General features: G+C 63.0%; 15 protein-coding genes and 1 pseudogene. 7 read left to right on the plus strand and 9 right to left on the minus strand.

What is annotated here, in order from left to right; genetic code table 11:
- Positions 1-31: 31 nt before the first annotated feature.
- From FXB38_RS03660 to FXB38_RS03670, 3 genes are all read right to left on the minus strand, one after another.
- The gene (locus FXB38_RS03660; RefSeq protein ID WP_187434634.1) at positions 32-604 is read right to left on the minus strand and encodes an invasion associated locus B family protein; all 573 of its coding nucleotides are present in this window, start codon (positions 602-604) and stop codon (positions 32-34) included.
- Positions 605-668: 64 nt separating this feature from the next.
- Positions 669-3,806 (minus strand): multidrug efflux RND transporter permease subunit, encoded by a 3,138-nt coding sequence (locus FXB38_RS03665; protein WP_148749410.1) that lies wholly within the window; start codon positions 3,804-3,806, stop codon positions 669-671.
- Complete coding sequence (locus FXB38_RS03670; RefSeq protein ID WP_148749411.1) at positions 3,803-4,978, minus strand: efflux RND transporter periplasmic adaptor subunit; 1,176 nt, start codon at positions 4,976-4,978, stop codon at positions 3,803-3,805. Before FXB38_RS03670 ends, FXB38_RS03665 begins: the two co-directional genes overlap by 4 nt.
- Positions 4,979-5,379: 401 nt before the next feature.
- On the opposite strand from FXB38_RS03670, the gene FXB38_RS03675 reads away from it, so the two are divergent.
- The 7 genes and pseudogenes from FXB38_RS03675 (at position 5,380) to FXB38_RS03705 (ending at position 14,077) form a co-directional block, all read left to right on the plus strand.
- Entirely contained in the window at positions 5,380-5,619 is a 240-nt protein-coding gene (locus FXB38_RS03675; RefSeq protein ID WP_148749412.1) for a hypothetical protein, read from the plus strand.
- Between the two features lie 234 nt (positions 5,620-5,853).
- Positions 5,854-8,264: pseudogene (locus tag FXB38_RS03680) on the plus strand (TonB-dependent receptor).
- Between the two features lie 312 nt (positions 8,265-8,576).
- Complete coding sequence (locus FXB38_RS03685) at positions 8,577-11,090, plus strand: TonB-dependent receptor (protein ID WP_148749413.1); 2,514 nt, start codon at positions 8,577-8,579, stop codon at positions 11,088-11,090.
- 20 nt (positions 11,091-11,110) lie between these two features.
- Positions 11,111-11,800: a Fe2+-dependent dioxygenase gene (locus tag FXB38_RS03690; protein ID WP_148749414.1), complete on the plus strand. Its 690-nt coding sequence runs from the start codon at positions 11,111-11,113 to the stop codon at positions 11,798-11,800.
- Positions 11,797-12,810, plus strand: a complete 1,014-nt coding sequence (gene exbB, locus FXB38_RS03695; protein WP_148749415.1) for a tonB-system energizer ExbB — start codon at positions 11,797-11,799, stop codon at positions 12,808-12,810. The genes FXB38_RS03690 and exbB overlap by 4 nt, the downstream gene beginning before the upstream one ends.
- Positions 12,811-12,813: 3 nt before the next feature.
- A complete protein-coding gene (gene exbD, locus FXB38_RS03700; protein WP_148749416.1) occupies positions 12,814-13,275 on the plus strand; it encodes a TonB system transport protein ExbD in 462 nt (153 codons plus the stop codon).
- A 10-nt stretch (positions 13,276-13,285) separates the two neighbouring features.
- A complete protein-coding gene (locus FXB38_RS03705; protein ID WP_148749417.1) occupies positions 13,286-14,077 on the plus strand; it encodes a TonB family protein in 792 nt (263 codons plus the stop codon).
- 99 nt (positions 14,078-14,176) lie between these two features.
- Here the strand turns inward: FXB38_RS03705 and FXB38_RS03710 are convergent, their stop codons facing one another.
- The 6 genes from FXB38_RS03710 to FXB38_RS03735 form a co-directional block, all read right to left on the minus strand.
- Positions 14,177-14,599 (minus strand): hypothetical protein, encoded by a 423-nt coding sequence (locus tag FXB38_RS03710; RefSeq protein WP_148749478.1) that lies wholly within the window; start codon positions 14,597-14,599, stop codon positions 14,177-14,179.
- 103 nt (positions 14,600-14,702) lie between these two features.
- Complete coding sequence (locus FXB38_RS03715; RefSeq protein ID WP_148749418.1) at positions 14,703-15,383, minus strand: site-2 protease family protein; 681 nt, start codon at positions 15,381-15,383, stop codon at positions 14,703-14,705.
- A gap of 181 nt (positions 15,384-15,564) precedes the next feature.
- Positions 15,565-15,957 carry a GFA family protein gene (locus FXB38_RS03720; protein ID WP_148749419.1) on the minus strand — a complete coding sequence of 131 codons (393 nt, stop codon included), beginning with the start codon at positions 15,955-15,957 and terminating at the stop codon, positions 15,565-15,567.
- 3 nt (positions 15,958-15,960) lie between these two features.
- The gene (locus FXB38_RS03725; protein WP_148749420.1) at positions 15,961-17,118 is read right to left on the minus strand and encodes a serine hydrolase domain-containing protein; all 1,158 of its coding nucleotides are present in this window, start codon (positions 17,116-17,118) and stop codon (positions 15,961-15,963) included.
- Positions 17,119-17,146: 28 nt separating this feature from the next.
- Positions 17,147-17,893 carry an SDR family NAD(P)-dependent oxidoreductase gene (locus tag FXB38_RS03730; RefSeq protein ID WP_148749421.1) on the minus strand — a complete coding sequence of 249 codons (747 nt, stop codon included), beginning with the start codon at positions 17,891-17,893 and terminating at the stop codon, positions 17,147-17,149.
- Between the two features lie 21 nt (positions 17,894-17,914).
- Entirely contained in the window at positions 17,915-18,646 is a 732-nt protein-coding gene (locus FXB38_RS03735; protein ID WP_187434635.1) for an SDR family oxidoreductase, read from the minus strand.
- Positions 18,647-18,670: the final 24 nt, after the last annotated feature.

Raw genomic sequence — 18,670 nt, forward strand, 5'->3', positions numbered from 1 at the left:
AGCTGGTCAGTGTTCGAGAGCGAGACGCCCGCTACTTGATCTTGTCGTAGGCCGTCGCGAAATCGCCGAGCGGCATCGGGATTGCGATGGTCTCCTTGGCCATGTTCTGGAAGGAGACCTTCAATTGCTTGCCCGACTTCAGGCTCGCAAGCAGATCCGGCGCGATCGGCGTCGAGGCATAGCAGCCGCGGTTCTCGCAGGTCTGGATCGGGAGATCGACCGTCTTGCCCTCGTCGACCTGAAGCTTGGCGCCGACCGGCAGGTTGAGGCCGAGCGGCAGCTGGAGCAGGGCGACCGGCGTACGGGTGTCGGGCGCGATGCGGATGTTGATCAGGACAATAGTCTGGCCGGTCTTGGTCAGGACCGCGTTCTGCTCGATCGCGCATTCGAGGGGAGCATCGCGGCTCGCGCTGGTGCAGCGCGCGATCCAGCCGGGCTGCGCCGGAGCGCCTTCGGCCTGCTGCGGCTGGGTCGGTGCGGGCGCGGGCTGCGTGGCAGGCGCCGCGGGAGCTGCGTTCTTCTTGGCGCCCTGCTGGGCGTACGTAACACCCGTCGACAGCAGAAGGGCGGCGGCGAGAACGACAAGTCTGGATTGCATGGGCATGGCGAGACCGCGTTGGCGTGAACCGAGGGGCTCGCTGTAGCGTCGCGGGAGCCGCGGCGCAAGCTTACTCGGCGGCTTCCTTCACGGTGCCGTGCTCCGACCTCTCGTGTCCTTCGCCCTCGGCGGAGCGGCCCGAGAACAGGTTCGAGAACTTGTCGAGATAGAGGTAGACCACCGGCGTGGTGAACAGCGTCAGCGCCTGGCTGACGATCAACCCGCCGACCATGGCGTAGCCGAGCGGCTGGCGGATCTCGGCGCCGGTGCCGTGGCCGAGCATCAGCGGCACGCCGCCGAGAAGTGCTGCCATCGTGGTCATCATGATCGGACGGAAGCGCAATAGCGCGGCCTGGCGGATCGATTCCTCCGGCGTCTTCCCGTCGCGTTCGGCAGCGATGGCGAAGTCGACCATCATGATGCCGTTCTTCTTCACGATGCCGATCAGCAGAATGATGCCGATCAGCGCGATCAGGCTGAAGTCGAAGCCGGCGGCCATCAGGATCAGGAGCGCGCCGACGCCGGCCGAGGGCAGGGTCGATAGAATCGTGATCGGATGGATGTAGCTCTCGTAGAGGATGCCGAGGATCAGGTAGACCACGACCAGCGCCGCGAGGATCAGCAGGGGCACGGTGCCGAGCGACTGCTGGAATGCCTGCGCCGTACCCTGGAAGCTCGAGTTCAGCGTCGCCGGCGCGCCGAGATCGGCCATCGCCTTCTGCACGGCCTCGGTGGCCTGGCCGAGCGCCACGCCTTGCGCGAGGTTGAAGCTGATCGTGATCGCCGGGAACTGACCCTGATGGCTGATCGAGAGCGAACGGACCGGATCGGTGGTCCAGGTCGCGAACGTCGACAGCGGCACCTGATCGCCGGTCAGCGGCGATTTCAGATAGAGCTTGTTAAGTGAATCGAGGTTGCCCTGCATCTCCGGCAGGATTTCCAGAATCACGTGATAGCTGTTCAGCTGGGTGAAATACTGCGTGACCTGGCGCTGGCCGAAGGCGTCGTAGAGCGTGTCGTCGATCAGCTGCGGCTGGATGCCGTAGCGCGATGCGGTGTCGCGGTTGATCTTGAGCTGGACCGTGGTGCCCTGGGTCTGCTGGTCGGTCGCGACGTCGCGCAGCTCCGGCAGCGTCTGCATCTTCGCGAGAATCTTGGGCGCCCACAAATTGAGCTCGCCGAGGTCGGCGTCCTGCAAGGTGAACTCAAACTGCGTGCGGGTCGGGCGGCCGCCGAGCCGGACGTCCTGGGCCGCCTGCATATAAAGGCGGGCGCCGGCGACCTTCTCGAGCTGGGGACGCAGCCGCGCGATGATCTGCTGCGCCGACGCCTGGCGTTCGTTGCGCGGCTTCAGGGTGATGAACATGTTGCCGTTGTTGCCGGCCCGGCCGCTGCCGCCGATGTTCATCGCCGTGGTCGCGACATCGGGATCGGCCAGCACGATCTTGCCGAGCTCGACCTGCCGCCGCTGCATCTCGGCAAACGAGATGTCCTGGGAGGCTTCGGAGGTCGCGGTGATCAGGCCGACGTCCTGCTGCGGGAAGAAGCCCTTTGGAATCAGGACGAACAGATAGACCGACAGCGCCAGGGTGGCGAAGAAGATGACGAGCGTGGTACGGCGCCAGGCGAGAGCGCGGTCGAGTCCGTATTCATAGCCGCGCAGCATCGCGTCGAACGCGCGCTCGCTCCACTGATAAAACTTGCCATGGGTCACTTCGCCATGTGAGCGCAGGAAGCGCGAGGCCATCATCGGCGTCAAGGTCAGCGACACGAACATCGAGACGAAGATAGTCATCGCCAGCACGACGGCGAACTCGCGGAACAGGCGTCCGATGATGCCGCCCATCAGCAGCAGCGGGATCAGCACCGCGACCAGCGAGACACTGATCGACACGATGGTGAAGCCGATTTCCTTGGAGCCTCTGAAGGCGGCGGCGAGCGGCTTTTCGCCTTCCTCGATGTAGCGCGTGATGTTCTCGAGCATCACGATGGCGTCGTCGACGACGAATCCGACCGCGATCGTGAGCGCCATCAGCGACAGGTTGTCGAGCGAATAGCCGAATACCCACATCAAGGCGCAGGCGCCTAGAAGCGCCAGTGGCACCGTGATGGCGGGGATGACGGTTGCCCAGAAACTGCGCAGGAAGACGAAGATCACCATCACCACGAGGAAAATGGTCAGCAGCAGCGTAAACTGGACGTCCTCGACGGCGGCGCGGATCGTCGTGGTGCGGTCGCTGATCAGCTCGATCTTGATCGCGGGTGGGATTGCAGCAACGAGCCGAGGCAGGGTGGCCTTGATCCTGTCGACGGTCTCGATGACGTTAGCGCCGGGCTGCTTGAACACCACCAGGAACACGCCGCGCTTGCCGTTGGCCCAGGCTGCCTGCTTGGCATCCTCGGCGCCGGTGACAGCCTGGCCGATGTCCTTGATGCGCAAGGGGCCGCCGTTGCGGTAGGCGATGATGACGTCGTTCCAATCCTTGGACTGCAACAATTGGTCGTTGGCGTAGATCGTGTAGGCGCGCTTGTCGCCGTCGATATTGCCCTTGGGGCTGTCGACCGTGGTGATCGCGATCGCGCTGCGCACGTCCTCCAGGGACAGGCCCTTGGCCACGAGTTTCGCCGGGTCGACCTGCACGCGAACCGAGGGCTTCTGCTGGCCGCCGATGAACACCTGCGCGACGCCGGAGATCTGGCTGATCTGCTGGGCGAGCTGGGCGTCAATCGAATCGCTGACGGTGGTCAGTGGCAGCGTGTCCGACGTCGCCGACAGCAGCAGGATCGGCGAGTCCGCCGGGTTCACCTTGCGATAGGTCGGCGGCGAGGGCAGGTTCTTCGGCAGCTGGCCGCTGGCGGCGTTGATGGCGCCCTGCACGTCGTTGGCGGCGCCGTCGATGCTGCGGTTGAGGTCGAACTGGATGGTGATCGACGCCGTGCCCAGATAGCTCGTCGAGGTCATCTGCGCGATGCCGGGAATCTGGGCGAACTGGCGCTCCAGCGGCTGCGCAACCGACGAAGCCATCGTCTCCGGGCTGCCGCCCGGCAGGTTGGCCGTAATCTGGATCGTCGGGAAGTCCACCTGCGGCAGCGGGGCGACCGGCAGCAGGGGATAGGCCACGAGACCGACAAAAAGAATGCCGGCCATCAGCAGCGATGTGCCGATGGGATAACGGATGAAAGGTGCCGAAATCCCGCCTTCGGTCATTCCTGCTGAACCTTGCTTTTCTGAACCGGATCCGAACTCGCCACGGCCGTCGACACGAGACTTCCGGGCTGCACTTTGTATTGACCGCCGGTGATGACTTGTTGACCTGGGCTCAATCCTTCCTCGACGACCGAACGTCCGTCGATGGCGTAGTTGACCTTGATCTTGCGAGCCTCGGCCTTGTTGTCCTGGCCGACGGTATAGGCGTAGAGGCCGTTGGTGGAATGCAGCACCGCGTCATCGGGGACGATGGTCGCATCCTTCAGGGTCCGCACCAGCAGGCGTGTCGACACCGATTGTCCCGGCCACAGCGTGTGTTCCTTGTTGGCGAACACCGCCTTGAGCCGAATAGTCCCGCTGGTCGTATCGACCTGGTTGTTGATGACGGCGAGCTTACCCTCGGCCAGCGTCTTCTTGCCGTCGGTGGTGAACGCAATCACCTTGAGCTCGCCGGACTTCTGGCCCTCGCTGATATAAGGCAGCTGGTCTTCGGGCGCTGTGAAGATCACCGTGATCGGCTCGACCTGGGCGATGGTGACGACGCCGGTCTGGGTCGAGGCGTTGACGATGTTGCCGATATCGACTTGGCGCAGGCCGGCGACGCCGGTGATCGGCGACTTGACCTGGGTGTAGTCGAGCTGGGTCTGGGCGTTGGCGATCGCGGCTTCGTCGGCGGCGATCTGGGCGGTGAGCTGGGCAACGGTGGAGCGTTGCGTATCGGTTTGCTGCCGCGTCGCGAATTCACCGAGCTTGGTGTAGCGCTGCAGATCGAGATTGGCGTTGGCGAGATTGGCCTCGTCCTGCGCCTTCTTGGCCTTGGCCTGATCGAAGGCGGCCTGGAACGGGCGCGGATCGATCTCGACCAGGAGATCGCCTTGCTTGACCATTTGGCCCTCGGTGAAGGCAATCTTGTCGATCTGGCCGTCCACCCGGGTCCGGACTTGTACGGTGTTGAAGCCCTGCACCGTGCCGAGGCCGGTGAGGTAGACCGGGAAGTCGGCCTTCTGGACCGGCGCAACGCTGACGGGCACGGCGGGGGCCCGCGGCGGACCCTTCTGCGCGGTCTGGGCTTTCGCGGCCTCAGACGCCGAAAAGCGCTGCCAACCGTAATAGCCGCCTCCGGCCACAGCTGCGATGATGACAATCCACAGGATCGGCCGTGACTTTTTCATATCTATTCGTATCGGCTTGTATGCCCAAAGGAACGAAATGCGACGCCAGCAAACGGGTTCCCGGCGCCTGTTGTATAATACACGCCAAGTTCCAGTGTAAACAGCACTATCGGTTGAGAATCCTAAACAATTGGAAAGCTTTGCACCCCTTAGGCAGACGGGTGCCGCCGCGGTGTGCAGTGCTGCATTTTCCCGCTGTAAGCCGGCAAAGTGCAAAAGCTGGGCAGTGCTCGCGGACCGCGTGAGTGGTCACTCATGCGCGTGGCGTTGCACGCGGCAGGACGCATCTTCGATGTTTCGGAGTAATCGCAATTAGGACGGTTCTAAACCGGCCGTGTGCCGTTTCGGTTGTCAGGAAAATCAGTGTCGTTCATATCGGCCCGCCACAACGGGAGCATATGATGGACGAGCTGAACGGCAAGCTGATCGCGTGTCAGATTCTGATCACGGGGTTGATCGCACGCGTCGCCAATGAGCAGCGCGATCCCTTGCGCTTCCTCACCGACTTCCGAGACGAGATCAAAGCCGTCGTCAAAGGCGTCAATATCGCCGGCATGGACAATTCCGATCGCGTGCGCGCGACCGCGCAGCGCACCGTCGACGAATTGTTTTCGCTGATGAAGCCGCCGAGCAGCGACTGACGGCTGCGCAAAATGATGCGCGAAGACAAGCGCGGCTGTGTCTGGCTGCTTCAATGTGTCGCGCGACATTTCGGTTATTTCAGATTCGCAATTTTAGAATCGATTTGAACTAGAGCGATTCAAGTGGTCGCGCGCGCCTGCTCGCATTGACCTGATTTTTCGTGATGGATAGCACCACCTCATCGTTCGCCGCGCATGTTGCGTATCGACGAACTTTAAATGGGGTGTGTTGGAATGGGGCTCGCGGTGGCTCCGCGATCGTTGCGTGCGATCGCGGCAAGAAATTCATTTGAACTCGATGGCAATTCCGGCAAGGCGGTGTCGGCCGTTGCCGGCCTGATTGCGGTGGCGTCGGTGTCGAGCGGCGCGCAGGCGCAGCAGTCGAGCCTGCCGCCGGTGAATGTCGATGCACCGGTCGAGCGTTCGCGTCCGGCGGCCTCGAAGCCGACGCCGGAGCAGGTCCGTGCGCGCAATGCGCTTCGCCGCGCCGCGCAGCGCCAGCAGGCGCAGCAGCAGGCTGCCGCTGCCGCACCGGCGCCAGCCGATGCCGTCGATCGCAATCCCTATGCCGATCCTGCCGCGCCCTACAAGGTCGACCACGTCCAGGCTTCCGGCAAGTTTCCCGAGCCGATGCTGAACACGCCGAAGACGATCACTGTGCTCAGCAAGGAAGTGCTGGAGGACAAGAACGCGACGACGCTGAAGGAGATCGGGCGCTCGACCGCTGGTGTGACGCTGGGATCTGGCGAGGGCGGCAACGCCTTCGGCGACCGCTTCTTCATCCGCGGCTTCGATGCGCGCAACGACGTCTTCATCGACGGTATCCGCGATCCCGCCGTGTCGATCCGCGAGAACTTCTTCACCGAGCAGATCGAGATTTTGCGCGGACCGGCATCGTCCTATGCGGGCCGCGGCACCGCCGGCGGCGCCATCAACATCGTGACCAAGCAGGCCGGCGACGTCAACTTCAAGCGGATGGATACCGAGTTCGGGACCGACAGGACCAAGCGCGTCACGCTCGACGTCAACCAGGTCGTCGATCCCTCGTTCTCGGTGCGCACCGGCGGCCTGTTCCAGGACGCCAATGTCGCCGGCCGCAACTACGTGACCGACGATCGCTGGGGCACCTTCCTTTCGACCAAGTATACCCCGACCAACGAGATCAAGATCACGACGAACTACGTCCACACCGATCTCAGCGGTCTGCCCGATTTCGGCGTGCCCTATTACAAGCAGGGCAACGTGCCGGCGACGTCGGCCGGCATTCCGCGCGGGACCTGGTACGGCTTTCTCAACCGCGACTTCCAGACCGCGCGGCAGGATTTCGGCACTGCGACCGCGGAGTACAAGGTCAACGACGCCATCACACTGAGCAGCAAGGTGCGCGGCGAGCATTCGCTGCTCAACTATATCGGCACGCTGCCGCAAAACCCGGTGACGACCAACATCAATCCTCTGCTCTGGACCACGACGGCGAGTGCGCAGAGCCGCTATCAGACCGTGGATGTGTGGGCCAACCAGAACGAGGCCACGTTCAAGCTCGACACCGGCGGGGTCAAGCACACGGCGGTGTTGGGCGTCGAATACACCAACGAGAACATCTCGATCGACCGTTATTCGGGCCTCGCATCGGAGCTGGCCGGCGCCGGCTTCACGAGCAACGGGGCTCTCCCGGGGATCAATCTCTACTCACCCCAGTCCACTTATGTCGGTGGCTTCGGTACGCCGTCGCTGACGGGCAATCCGACACGCTATGGCGTCAACACCAGCAGCGTCTACGTCATGGACACTGCGAACTGGCAGGACACCATCATCGTCAATGGTGGCATCCGCTATGACGGCTACAGCATGAGCTCGTCCACCAACGCGGCCTATCTGAAAATGAACTCCGATCTGGTCAACTACAACGTCGGCCTGGTCTACAAGCCGACGTCGATCGGCAGCATCTATGCGGCCTATGCGACCTCGGCCAATCCGTTCGGGTCGGAGCTTGACGCGACCGCCACCGATTACGGCGGCGTTCCCGCCAACACGACCGTTCTGCTGGGACCCGAGCGCAACAAGGCGGCCGAGGTTGGCACCAAGTGGGAGCTCGCCGATCGTCACCTGCTGGTCAGCGCGGCGCTGTTCCAGACCACGAAGGACAACGCGCGCGAGACCAACGCCGCGGGTTTGCTGACCTCGAATGCGGCCTACCGCATCCAGGGCATCGATATCGAGGCCGAGGGCAAGATCACCGATCGCTGGAGCATCTTCGGTGGCCTAGTGCTGAGATGCAGTCCAAGGTGACGCAGAGCAACATCGCCTCCAATCTCGGTCTGCAACTCGCCAACGTCGCGCACCAGTCGTTCAGCATGCTGACCAAGTACAAGTTCGACGGCGATTGGGAAGTCGGCGGACAGGCCGTGTACCGCTCCAAGGTCTATGGCGGCACGTTCGCGGCCAACACCGGCAACGAGCTACCGAGCTACTGGCGCTTCGACGCGTTCGTCGAGAAGAAGATCGACAAAAACTGGACCATGAAGTTCTACGCGCAGAACCTCACCAACAAGCTCTACTACGACACGCTCTATCGCAGCGCCGTGCCGTTCGTCGCGGTCGCGCCGGGGCGGGCGTTCTATCTGATCACGACGGCCAAGTTCTGATGAAGTTCTGATGAAGTTCTGATTGCGCCGATCCAAACCCGGGGTGCCTGCTACGGCAGGTATCCCTCTGCGTCCGTCACCCATTGCGATGCGCGAGAGCCGGCATTGCAGGGTCATACACCGGCTCCAGTTTAGAACGCCTACAAACTCGAATTTAGAACGGTTCAAGCTCGAGTTTAGAATCGTTTTGATCTGGATCGATTCAAGGTTGCTGCTGCCGTGACTTCGTTGACCCCCTTTGCCCCGCTCGTTACCACCAGTGTGTCGCATTGTCGCAATGCGACACACTGCAGAAATGAAATGGGGCGTAGGATGGGTATGGCGAGAACTCCGCGGTCGTTGCGTTCGACCGCGGCGCGGGGATCATTTGGCAGCAATTTCGATGTTGCGGCCGGCAAGACCGTTTCCACCGTTGCGAGTCTGATTGCGGTCGCGTCCGTCTCGACCGGCGCGCAGGCTCAGCAGTCAACTCTGCCGCCCGTGAACGTCGACGCGCCGAAGGAGCGGCCGCGCTCCACCGCGGCGAAGCCGACGCCCGAGCAGGTCCGCGCCCGCAACGCGCTGCGCCGTGCCGCACAGCGTCAGCAGGCCGCAACCGGCCCGGTTCTCGATGCGGCCGGTCCGGCGCCCGATCGCAATCCCTATGCGGACCCGGCTGCGCCCTACAAGGTCGATCATGTCCAGGCAGGCGGCAAGTTTCCGGAGAAGTTGGTCGACACGCCAAAGTCGATCACTGTTCTGAGCAAGGAAGTGCTCGAGGACAAGAACGCCACGACGCTAAAGCAGGCCATTCTCAGCACCGCCGGTGTGACCCTGGGCACGGGCGAGGGCGGCAACGCCTTCGGCGACCGCTTCTTCATCCGCGGCTTCGATGCCCGCAACGACGTCTTCATCGATGGCGTGCGCGATTCCGGTGTCAGCGTTCGTGAAAATTTCTTCACCGAGCAGGTCGAGATTTTGCGCGGGCCGGGATCGACTTTCGCGGGCCGTGGCACGGCCGGTGGCGCGATCAACATCGTCACCAAGCAGGCGACCACCGAGAAGAGCTTCTACAACATGGACACCACGTTTGGCACCGACAAGACCAAGCGTGTCGTGCTCGACGTCAACCAGGTGATCGATTCGACCTGGTCGGTGCGTGCGGGCGGCATGTTTCAGGACGCGGGCGTCGCCGGACGCGATTACGTCAAGGACAATCGCGACGGCGCATTTGTGGCCACGACCTGGAAGCCGATTGATGCGGTCAAGATCCAGGCCAACTACATCCACACCGAGCTGACCGGACTGCCGGATTTCGGTGTGCCCTACTACCGGCCGAGCACGGCCAGCACCGCGGGCGGACCGTTCCCCGACTTCGGCGCCAATCGCAACAACTGGTACGGCTTCGCCAACCGTGACTTCTTCCGGACGGGGCAGGACATTGGCTCGCTCAATGCCGAAGTTCAGATCACGCCTGATTTGCTGATCACCAACAAGTTCCGGGATTCCTATTCAACCCAGAATTACATCGGTACGCTCCCGGAGGGTCCGGTTCTTGCCACGCCGCTTTCGGCCTCGACACTCAGCGCCAATCCGCAGAGCCGCTTCCAGACTGTCAACGTGATCGCCAATCAGACCGAGGCGACCTACAAGTTCAACGACGATGCCGGCTTCAAGCACACCGCGCTCGCCGGTTTCGAATACGACAATGAAAGGTTGTCGATCGACAAATATCTCGGTCTTAGCTCCGAAGCCCTGGGCGGCTTCAGCGGAACCGGATCGTTATCCGGCGTTAGCGTCTTCAATCCGCAGTTCACGAATCTTCCGTTCGGAATTCCCGGAGGTCTGTCGGGTTTGCCCACCAAGGTCACAATCGACACCAAGAGTGTCTATGTGATGGACAGTGCGAACTACAACGATCTGCTCATCCTGAATGGCGGCTTCCGCTATGATGACTACAACATCAAGGTGAGCGGGTATGGCACCGTTGGCGGTGTCGCCAATACCTTCGGTCAGCAGCAGCAAGAGTACGGATTGCCGAACTTCAATCTCGGTCTGACGCTGAAGCCGCTGCCGAACGGCAGTGTTTATGTTGCCTATGCCACATCATCGAACCCAGTCGGTGCTGAATTCGACGGGACGAGCGTTCAGTATGGTGGCCTTGCTCCGTCACTCAACGGGAATCCGAACCAGATCTTCGGTCCCGAAAAGAACAAGGCGATCGAGTTGGGGACCAAATGGGAGCTGTTCAACAGGCATCTGTTGCTGACCGCTGCGTTGTTCCAGACCGAGAAGGACAACGCGCGTGAATCCCGCAATGTGGCAGGGGCCGGAGGAAGCATCGTATCCCTCATCACTGCAGGTGCAGCCTATCGCATCCGCGGTATCGACCTCGGCGTCGGCGGTAAGATCACCGACAAATGGAGCGTCTTCGGCGGTCTGGTGCTGATGCAATCGGAAGTCACGAAGTCGCTAATTCCGCCTGCGAACCCAATTCTCTACGCGACGAACGTCGGCCTGCCGCTCTCGAACGTGGCGCATCAGTCATTCAGCATGCTCAGCAAGTACCAGCTGAACGACACGTGGGAACTTGGTGGCCAGGCGGTGTACCGCTCGAAGATTTACGGCGGCACATTCCTCGCGGCCAACCAGGGCACGTCGATCCCGAGCTACTGGCGGTTCGACGCGTTCGCGGAAGCCAAGATCGACAAGAACTGGCAGCTCAAGCTGTTCGTCAACAACATCTTCGACAAACGCTACTATGACGCACTGTACCAGAGCGCCGCGCCCTTCGTGCTGGAAGCACCGGGCCGCGCCGCCTACCTGGTGATCTCTGCGCGCTACTGATGGAGAGATGACGAGGTGCCATGCTGACATGCATAGACGGTGTCCTGAGCAAGGATGACGTGGCGGATTTCCGCCGCATCATGGACGCCAACGAATGGGAGGACGGCCGTTCCACCGCGGGCGCGCAGTCGGCCATGGTCAAGCGCAACGAGCAGTTGCCGCCGGATAGCGAGGTCGCGCGCAAGCTCGGCCATCGTATCATCTCGGCGCTGACGGCGAACCCGCGATTTCTGGCCGCGGCGATCCCGCTTCAGATCTTTCCGCCGCTGTTCAACCGCTATGCGGCGGACAGCGGCCACCATTTCGGACTGCATGTCGACAACGCGATCCGCGGCGACCGGCTGACCGGCCTTCGCATCCGCACGGATCTCTCGGTCACGCTGTTCCTCAGCGAGCCCGAGGATTACGACGGTGGCGAACTTGTGATCGAGGACACCTACGGCTCGCACGAAGTCAAGTTGCCAGCCGGGGACTGCGTGCTCTATCCCTCGACCAGCCTGCATCTGGTCACCCCGGTGACCAGAGGGGCGCGGGTTGCGTCTTTCTTCTGGGTTCAGAGCATGATACGGGAAGATCAAGCCCGCAGCATGATCTTTGACCTCGACACCGCCATTCAGGCACTGGTGGCTCGGCTCGGGCGTGACGATCCCGAAACGGTCAAATTGACGGGTATCTATCACAACCTCATTCGCATCTGGGCCGAAGTATGAAGATCACATCTTTCCAAGCAAGCCTCGCTGCAGCCGTGCTGCTGGCGGCCACCTGGCTCGCTGCTCCTGTTTCTGCCCAGACGCAAACCCAGCCGGCCGCGCCGGCACGGCCGGTTGCGGCACCGGCACCTGTGGCGGCTCAGCCGGCTCCGGCTGCTCCCGCCGTCGCGGCACAGCCCAGCGCGATTACGGCACCCGCGCCATCGATTGCCGCCCCCACGGCGGCTAGGCCTGCAGCCGCCGCGCCCAGCGCGACCGAGGCTGCCGTGGCCCCGGCATCCGACACGGGTGGCACTGCGAAGGCCGGCATCGTGCCGGCGATGAAGGAACTGTCGCCCTGGGTTATGTTCATGTCGGCGGACATCATCGTGAAGGCGGTGATGATCGGGCTTGCCTTCGCCTCGCTCGTGACCTGGACGGTGTTTATCGCGAAGTCGATCGAGCTGTCGGTCGCGTCCGCCAAGCTCCGTTCGGCGTTGAAGAAGGTCGCGGAGGTGCGCTCGCTTGCGGAAGCCCAGATGGCGCTCGGCAGCAAGGAGGGCATCCTGCCGTCGTTCCTGACGGCCGCGCTGCGTGAGGCGCGGATGTCGGCCGGCCTGTCCAGCGATACCGGCATCAAGGAGCGCGCGGCCTCGAGCTTCGCCGAGATCGTGCGCGCGGAGCAGCGGCGCATCCGCATCGGAATGGGCTTCCTCGCCACCATCGGTTCGACATCGCCCTTCGTCGGCCTGTTCGGCACCGTGTGGGGCATCATGAACAGCTTCATCGGCATCTCGAAGTCGCAGACCACCAACCTCGCGGTGGTCGCGCCGGGCATCGCCGAGGCGCTGCTCGCCACCGCCATCGGCCTCGTCGCGGCGATTCCCGCCGTCATCATCTACAATCACTTCTCGCGCGTGACGAAGAGCTATCTCGAGCTCGTCAGCCGCGCCTCGGGTGCTGCGGCCCGGCTGTTGTCGCGCGATCTCGATCGCAGTCACGGCAGCGCGCATTCGCGCGCGGCGGAGTAGGCCATGGCAGTCTCGCTCACCGACAACGATGACGACGACGATTTCGCGGAAACGCATGAGATCAACGTCACGCCGTTCATCGACGTCATCCTGGTGCTGCTGATCATCTTCATGGTCGCTGCACCTCTGTCGACGGTCGATCTGCCGATCGACCTGCCGACCTCGAGCGCGACGCCACAGAAGAAGCCGGACAAGCCGACCTATGTCAGCATCAAGCCCGATCTGACGCTCGCAATCGGAGAAAATACGGTCAAGCGGACCGATTTGGTCAGCTCGCTCGACGGGATCGCCGACATGAGCAAGGACAAATACGTGTTCCTCCGCGCCGACAAGGCCGTGCCTTACGGCGAGTTGATGGGCGTCATGGAAATCCTGCGGTCCGGCGGCTATTCTCGGATCAAGCTGGTGGCGCTCGAAGCACCTCCTGCGGCGGCTGAGCCGGCGCAGGGGGCGGTCCAACCCTGATGGCAGCGCGATGTCCGACCCTGTGATCGAGGCGAAACCATCGCGGCGGCTCTGGATTCTGGCCGCGATTGCCGCGATCGGCCTGCATCTCGGTGGGGCCGCGCTGGCGCTCGCCAACCTTCGTGCCGACGACGGCGACGATGGCCTTGGTGCCAACGGCGCGGAATATGCCGTCGAGATGACCTCGCCGAAGCTCCCCGAGACGGATCTGCCGCCTGGCCCGGACAGCGAAGCCTCGCAGTTCCAGCCGCAGCAGATGCAGCAGCAGGCCGAGGTGAAAGAGACTGATCTGCCGAAGGAAATACCTCAGGAAGCCGAAGACCCGGACCGCCTCGTCACCGAAAACGACTCCAAGAAGCCGGTCGAGGACACCACCAAGGTGGCCAAGGTCGAAACCCAGGCGGTCGAGGAGATGCCGAACGCGCAGGAATCGGCGAGGCAGGCCCTGAACGAAGACGCGCGCGAGGACGAGAAGGCGGCCGCCCCGCACCAGGGCATCGGCAAGGATATTCGCAAGCTGACGGCCGAGTGGGGCAAGCGGATCAGCGCCTATTTCGAGCTTCACAAGCGCTATCCCAAGGACAAGAGCAAGACGACGACGGTCAAGCTCAGCCTGGTCCTGAACCGCCGCGGCAATGTCGTTTCCGTCGACGTGGCCGAGTCCTCAGGCGATCCGGCCTTCGACAGCGAGGCCATCTCGATGGTGCGCCGCTCGGATCCCGTGCCGGTCCCACCGGCCGACCTCACGGACGATCAATTCGCCTTCAGCCTGCCGGTGAATTTCAAGAAGCCGCCGAAATAAGCGACCAGAGCCTGATCCGGAAAAGTGCGAAGCGGTTTTCCGAAAAGATCATGCTTAAACAATAGGCTAAAGCGCGATGACGTCATCGCGCTTTAGCCGTCAGCGCCAGTAGAACTTGATCGAGACGTAGACCACGACCAGGCAGGCGAAGATCAGCGCCACCGGGAGGGGGCGCTTCTCGGTTCCACCAAACATAGCCGCCCCGAACCTGGCGGCCTTCTTCGGCTTGGGGGCCGGGCGCCGGAAGGCGGTAACATTGTCCGCCACCGGCTCGGTCGGCCGGCTGCGGACGTCGGGCGGGTTCCCGGCGCCGCCCATCTCCAGATAATAGGACTTGTAGACCTCGGCGATGGTGGCCTCTGCCGCTTCGCCCTCGCTCATCCGCTGCAAGAGCTTCTTGTAGCCGTCGAGGAAGCCCTGTGCGTCCTCGGGCAGAGCCGACAACCCATTCAGCTTGGCCATCATCTTCCAGGTGGCGAAATCGGCGCGGGCACGGGTGTCGGCGCGTCGCGCGATCAGCATATCGGCAGCTTTGACCAAGTTGGCCTCTAGCCCTTCGGCTTTGTCTTCAAGTGCGGGATCTTCAAGTGCAGAGTCTTGAAGTGCAGGATCTTTACCGCTTCAACTACGCATTGCCGGTCAGCAAGAGAACAGCTTGAATCACATAACCGGTCAACGTTCGCAGTATTGCTGAAATAACATCAAGATTTAGACCGAACTGGGAACCCGCCAGCGGCAACAGGATCAAGAGCGCGATCAGGATCATCATGCCGAACGGCTCGAGCCGCGACAGGGGCAGGGCGAGCGGCCGCGGCAACAGCCCGACCGCGACCCGTCCGCCGTCGAGCGGCGGGATCGGCATCATGTTGAAGACTGCCAGCACGGCGTTGATCAGCAGCGCATTCTTGAGGTTGTCGAATATCCATTGCGCCGAACCGGCCGGAGCCCAGGGCAGCGCATGGAGAGCGAGGCCCGCTGCGAGCGCCAGCAGAATGTTGGTGACGGGGCCGGCCAGGGCGACCCAGACCATGTCGAGCCTGGGATTCTTGAGATTGCGATAATTCACCGGGACCGGCTTGGCGTAGCCGAACAGGAACGGCGAATGCGCAAACAGCAGCATCGCCGGCAGGATCAATGTGCCGAACGGGTCGATGTGGCGGAGCGGGTTGAAGCTGACGCGGCCGAGCTGGAAGGCCGTGTTATCGCCAAGACGATGCGCGACGAAACCGTGCGCGGCTTCATGGAAGGTGATGGCGAGCACCAGCGGCAGCACCCACACCGAGAGGTCATAGTAGGAAATGTTCACGTCGCATCTCGCCCGGTTTTGCCTGTCGCCTTGCAGGCGACCTGGCCAAACCGGCGGTGCAGCAACGCTTCACCTCAACATAGGGTGGCCGGTTCCGAAATGCCACGCTGCAAATGATCGGTCGGGCCCGGCAGCCTTGGCGCCGAGGCTTGTCTTGGCGCGGAGCCTGCCGCCGGAGGGGCTACGTCGGGATCGTCCCCATATATTGGATTATACTTTCCTCGAGCGTGACCCAGCCGATCTTCTCGCTGACCCAGATATGCTCGGTCGGTGTGAAGGCGTTGCGGTCGTCAAACGTCGCGAGCGCCACGCCCGCCAGCGTACCGTTGCGGCGCCAGGAGAATAGCCGCGTGCCGCATGTCTTGCAGAATACGCGGTCGATATTCTCCGACGACGCATAGCGGCCGGTGTCGCCCTCGACGGTCAGCGCTTTCTGGTCGAACTGGGCGCGGGCGAAGTAGGGCGAGCCCATCGCCTTCTGGCACATGCGACAATGGCAGATGCGCACGTTCAGCGGCTCGCCCTCCGCCTTGAACCGCACCGCGCCGCACAGGCATCCACCTTCCCGGATCATGGTTCAGGCCACCCGCCATTCGCTGACCTGGCGGGCCATGTTCCAATTGAGCTCATCGAGTTCGTCATCCATCCTGGTGTTCGGCCGGCTCACATTGGTGAAGGCGGCCCAGCAGAAGCCGCCATGGGTTCTGACCGCAATGGTGCTGGTACCGGGCAGGCTGCCATTGTGCCACCAGTTTCCTGACTTGTTGATGCAAAAGCCCTTCGCGTAGTCCGCACTGTAGCTCGGCGCCGTGGTCATGACCTCGATGCTGCGCGGCCGCAGGATGTTCGCAGGCCGGGCATAGCCGTCGACGTGCATCAGGAATTGCACGAGGTTCGTCGGCGTCGCGATCCAGCCGCCATGGGAATCCATCCGCCGGACATTCATCTCGTAGGGACTTTCGACCTTGCAGTAATAGGCGACCTCGCCGGGCTGGCGCTGATCGCGGGTGTTGCCGGCGATCGTCATGTCGGTGACGCCGCAGCGCCCGAGCACCTCGGTGCGGACGTGTTCGGCGTAGTGCTGGCCGGTGAGCTTCTCGATGACGCGGCCCAGCACGCAATAGCCAAAATTGGAGTAGGCGTAGTGCTGCCCCGGCGGACGGTCCAGCGGCCGGTTCGCCAGCGTCCACGTGATCAGCTGCGCATGGTCCATGTGCGGATGCGTGAACATGGGATCGCGGTTGTCGTTGGTCCAGCCGCCGCCGGTATGCGTCAGGAGATGCTCGAGCGTGATCTGGTCAATGCCGGGCGAGTAGGGCGGCGCGCCGTAGTCGGTGCCGAGCAGCGCGCCGGGGCCGAACACGCGGTCGGTGAGCTTGACGCGATTCTCCTCGATCAGCCTGAACAGCGTGACCGAGGTGATCATCTTGCTGACGCTTGCGATGCGAAACAGATGCTGCGGCGTCGCTGCTTCATTCTGCTCGCGATCGGCAACGCCGAAGGCGACCTGATGGACGATCGCACCCGCATAGCCGATCGCGAAGGAGTGCCCCGGCACCTCGAATTTGTCCATGAAGGTCTGCGCCAGCCGGCTCATCGCCGTGCGCTCGGCCGGCGAGGGCGGGCGGATGCTCGGCGGGTTGGGCGCGAGCTGTGCCAGCGCAGCTCGCGAAAACAAAGGCAGCGCGCCTGCGCCCGCTGCGAGCTTCACAAAATCCCGACGTCCTAGATCCATGGTCCGCCCCCCTCGGGCGGCCAGTGCTTCAGTAGGTCGCCCGTCCCCCGGAAATATCAAAGACCGCGCCGGTGGAGAAGGCACAGTCTTCGGATGCAAGCCACGCGGCCATCGCGGCGAGCTCTTCCACCAGCACGAAGCGCGCTTTGGGGATTTTCGCCAGCATGAAATCGATATGCTGCTGCGTCATCTGGTCGAAGATCGCGGTTTTCGCCGCCGCCGGCGTCACCGCATTCACGAGAATGTCATGGGCGGCGAGCTCCTTGCCGAGCGACTTCGTCAGCGCGATCAGTCCGGCCTTGGACGCCGAATAGTGCGAGGCGTTCGGATTGCCTTCCTTGCCGGCGATCGAGGCGATGTTCACGATCCGCCCGTATTTCTGCTTGAGCATCACAGGCACGATGGCCTTGCAGACGATGAAGGGGCCGTCGAGGTTGATGCGCAGCACCTTGCGCCATTCCTCGAGATCGGTCTCCCAGACCGGCTTGTTGACGCCGGCGATGCCGGCATTGTTGACGAGGATGTCGATCTTGCCGAAGGCGGCAAGCGTCGCGTCGCGCGCCTGATCGACGCCGGCGGTGTCGGTGACGTCGACCTTGAAGACACGGGCGTTGTCGCCGATCTCCTTCGCCGTCTTCTCGGCCAGCGCGGCGTCGAAATCCCAGATCGCGACCCTGGCGCCGGAAGCTACGAAGCGCTCGGCGATCGCGCGGCCAAAACCCTGCGCGCCGCCGGTGATGACAGCGACGCGGCCGTTGAGATCAATCTTGTTCATGAGATGTGATCCCCGGAGTGATCAGAGCATGTAGCCGCCGTCGACGACGAGGTCGACGCCGGTGGTGAAGGCGCTTTCGTCACTGCCGAGATAGACCGCCATGGACGCGATCTCGTCGGCGGTGCCGAGCCGGCCCATCTTCTGGCGGGAGACGAACATCTCTTTGCCCTGCGGCCCTTGGGCTGCGGCGCGATCAAGCATCGACGGCGTCTCGACAGTGCCGGGGCAGATCGCGTTGCAGCGGATGCCCTTGGTGATGAAGTCGAGCGCGACGGCGCGGGTCAGCAACGACACCGCGGCCTTCGAGGAGCTGTAGACATAACGGTTCGCCGGCGGCCGCAGCGCCGCGCAGGACGAGATGTTAACGATGCTGCCGCCACCGCCGGCCAGCATATCCGGCAAGAATGCCCTGATCGTCCGGTGCATCGACTTGACGTTGAGGTCGAACGAGAAATCGAAATCCTCTTCCGTGCACTCCAGGATGGTGCCGTGATGCACGAAGCCGGCGGCATTGAGCAGGATATCGATCTTGCCGATACGCTTGGCGAAGGCGTTGACGTCGGCGGTGTTGCGCACGTCGAGCTTTGCGGTCTCGGCGATGCCTTCCTTGGTCAGGCCCGCGATGCCGGCCTCGTTGATGTCGGTGGCGATGACGGTTGCGCCTTCACGCGCGAATGCGAGGGCGCATGCGCGCCCGATGCCTGCGGCTGCAGCCGTGATGACGGCGCGCTTACCCTTGAGGCGGTCTGCCATGTTATTCTCCCTTGTGTTCATTCG

Source organism: Bradyrhizobium cytisi (genome assembly GCF_008123515.1).
GTDB classification, from domain to species: Bacteria; Pseudomonadota; Alphaproteobacteria; order Rhizobiales; family Xanthobacteraceae; genus Bradyrhizobium; species Bradyrhizobium cytisi.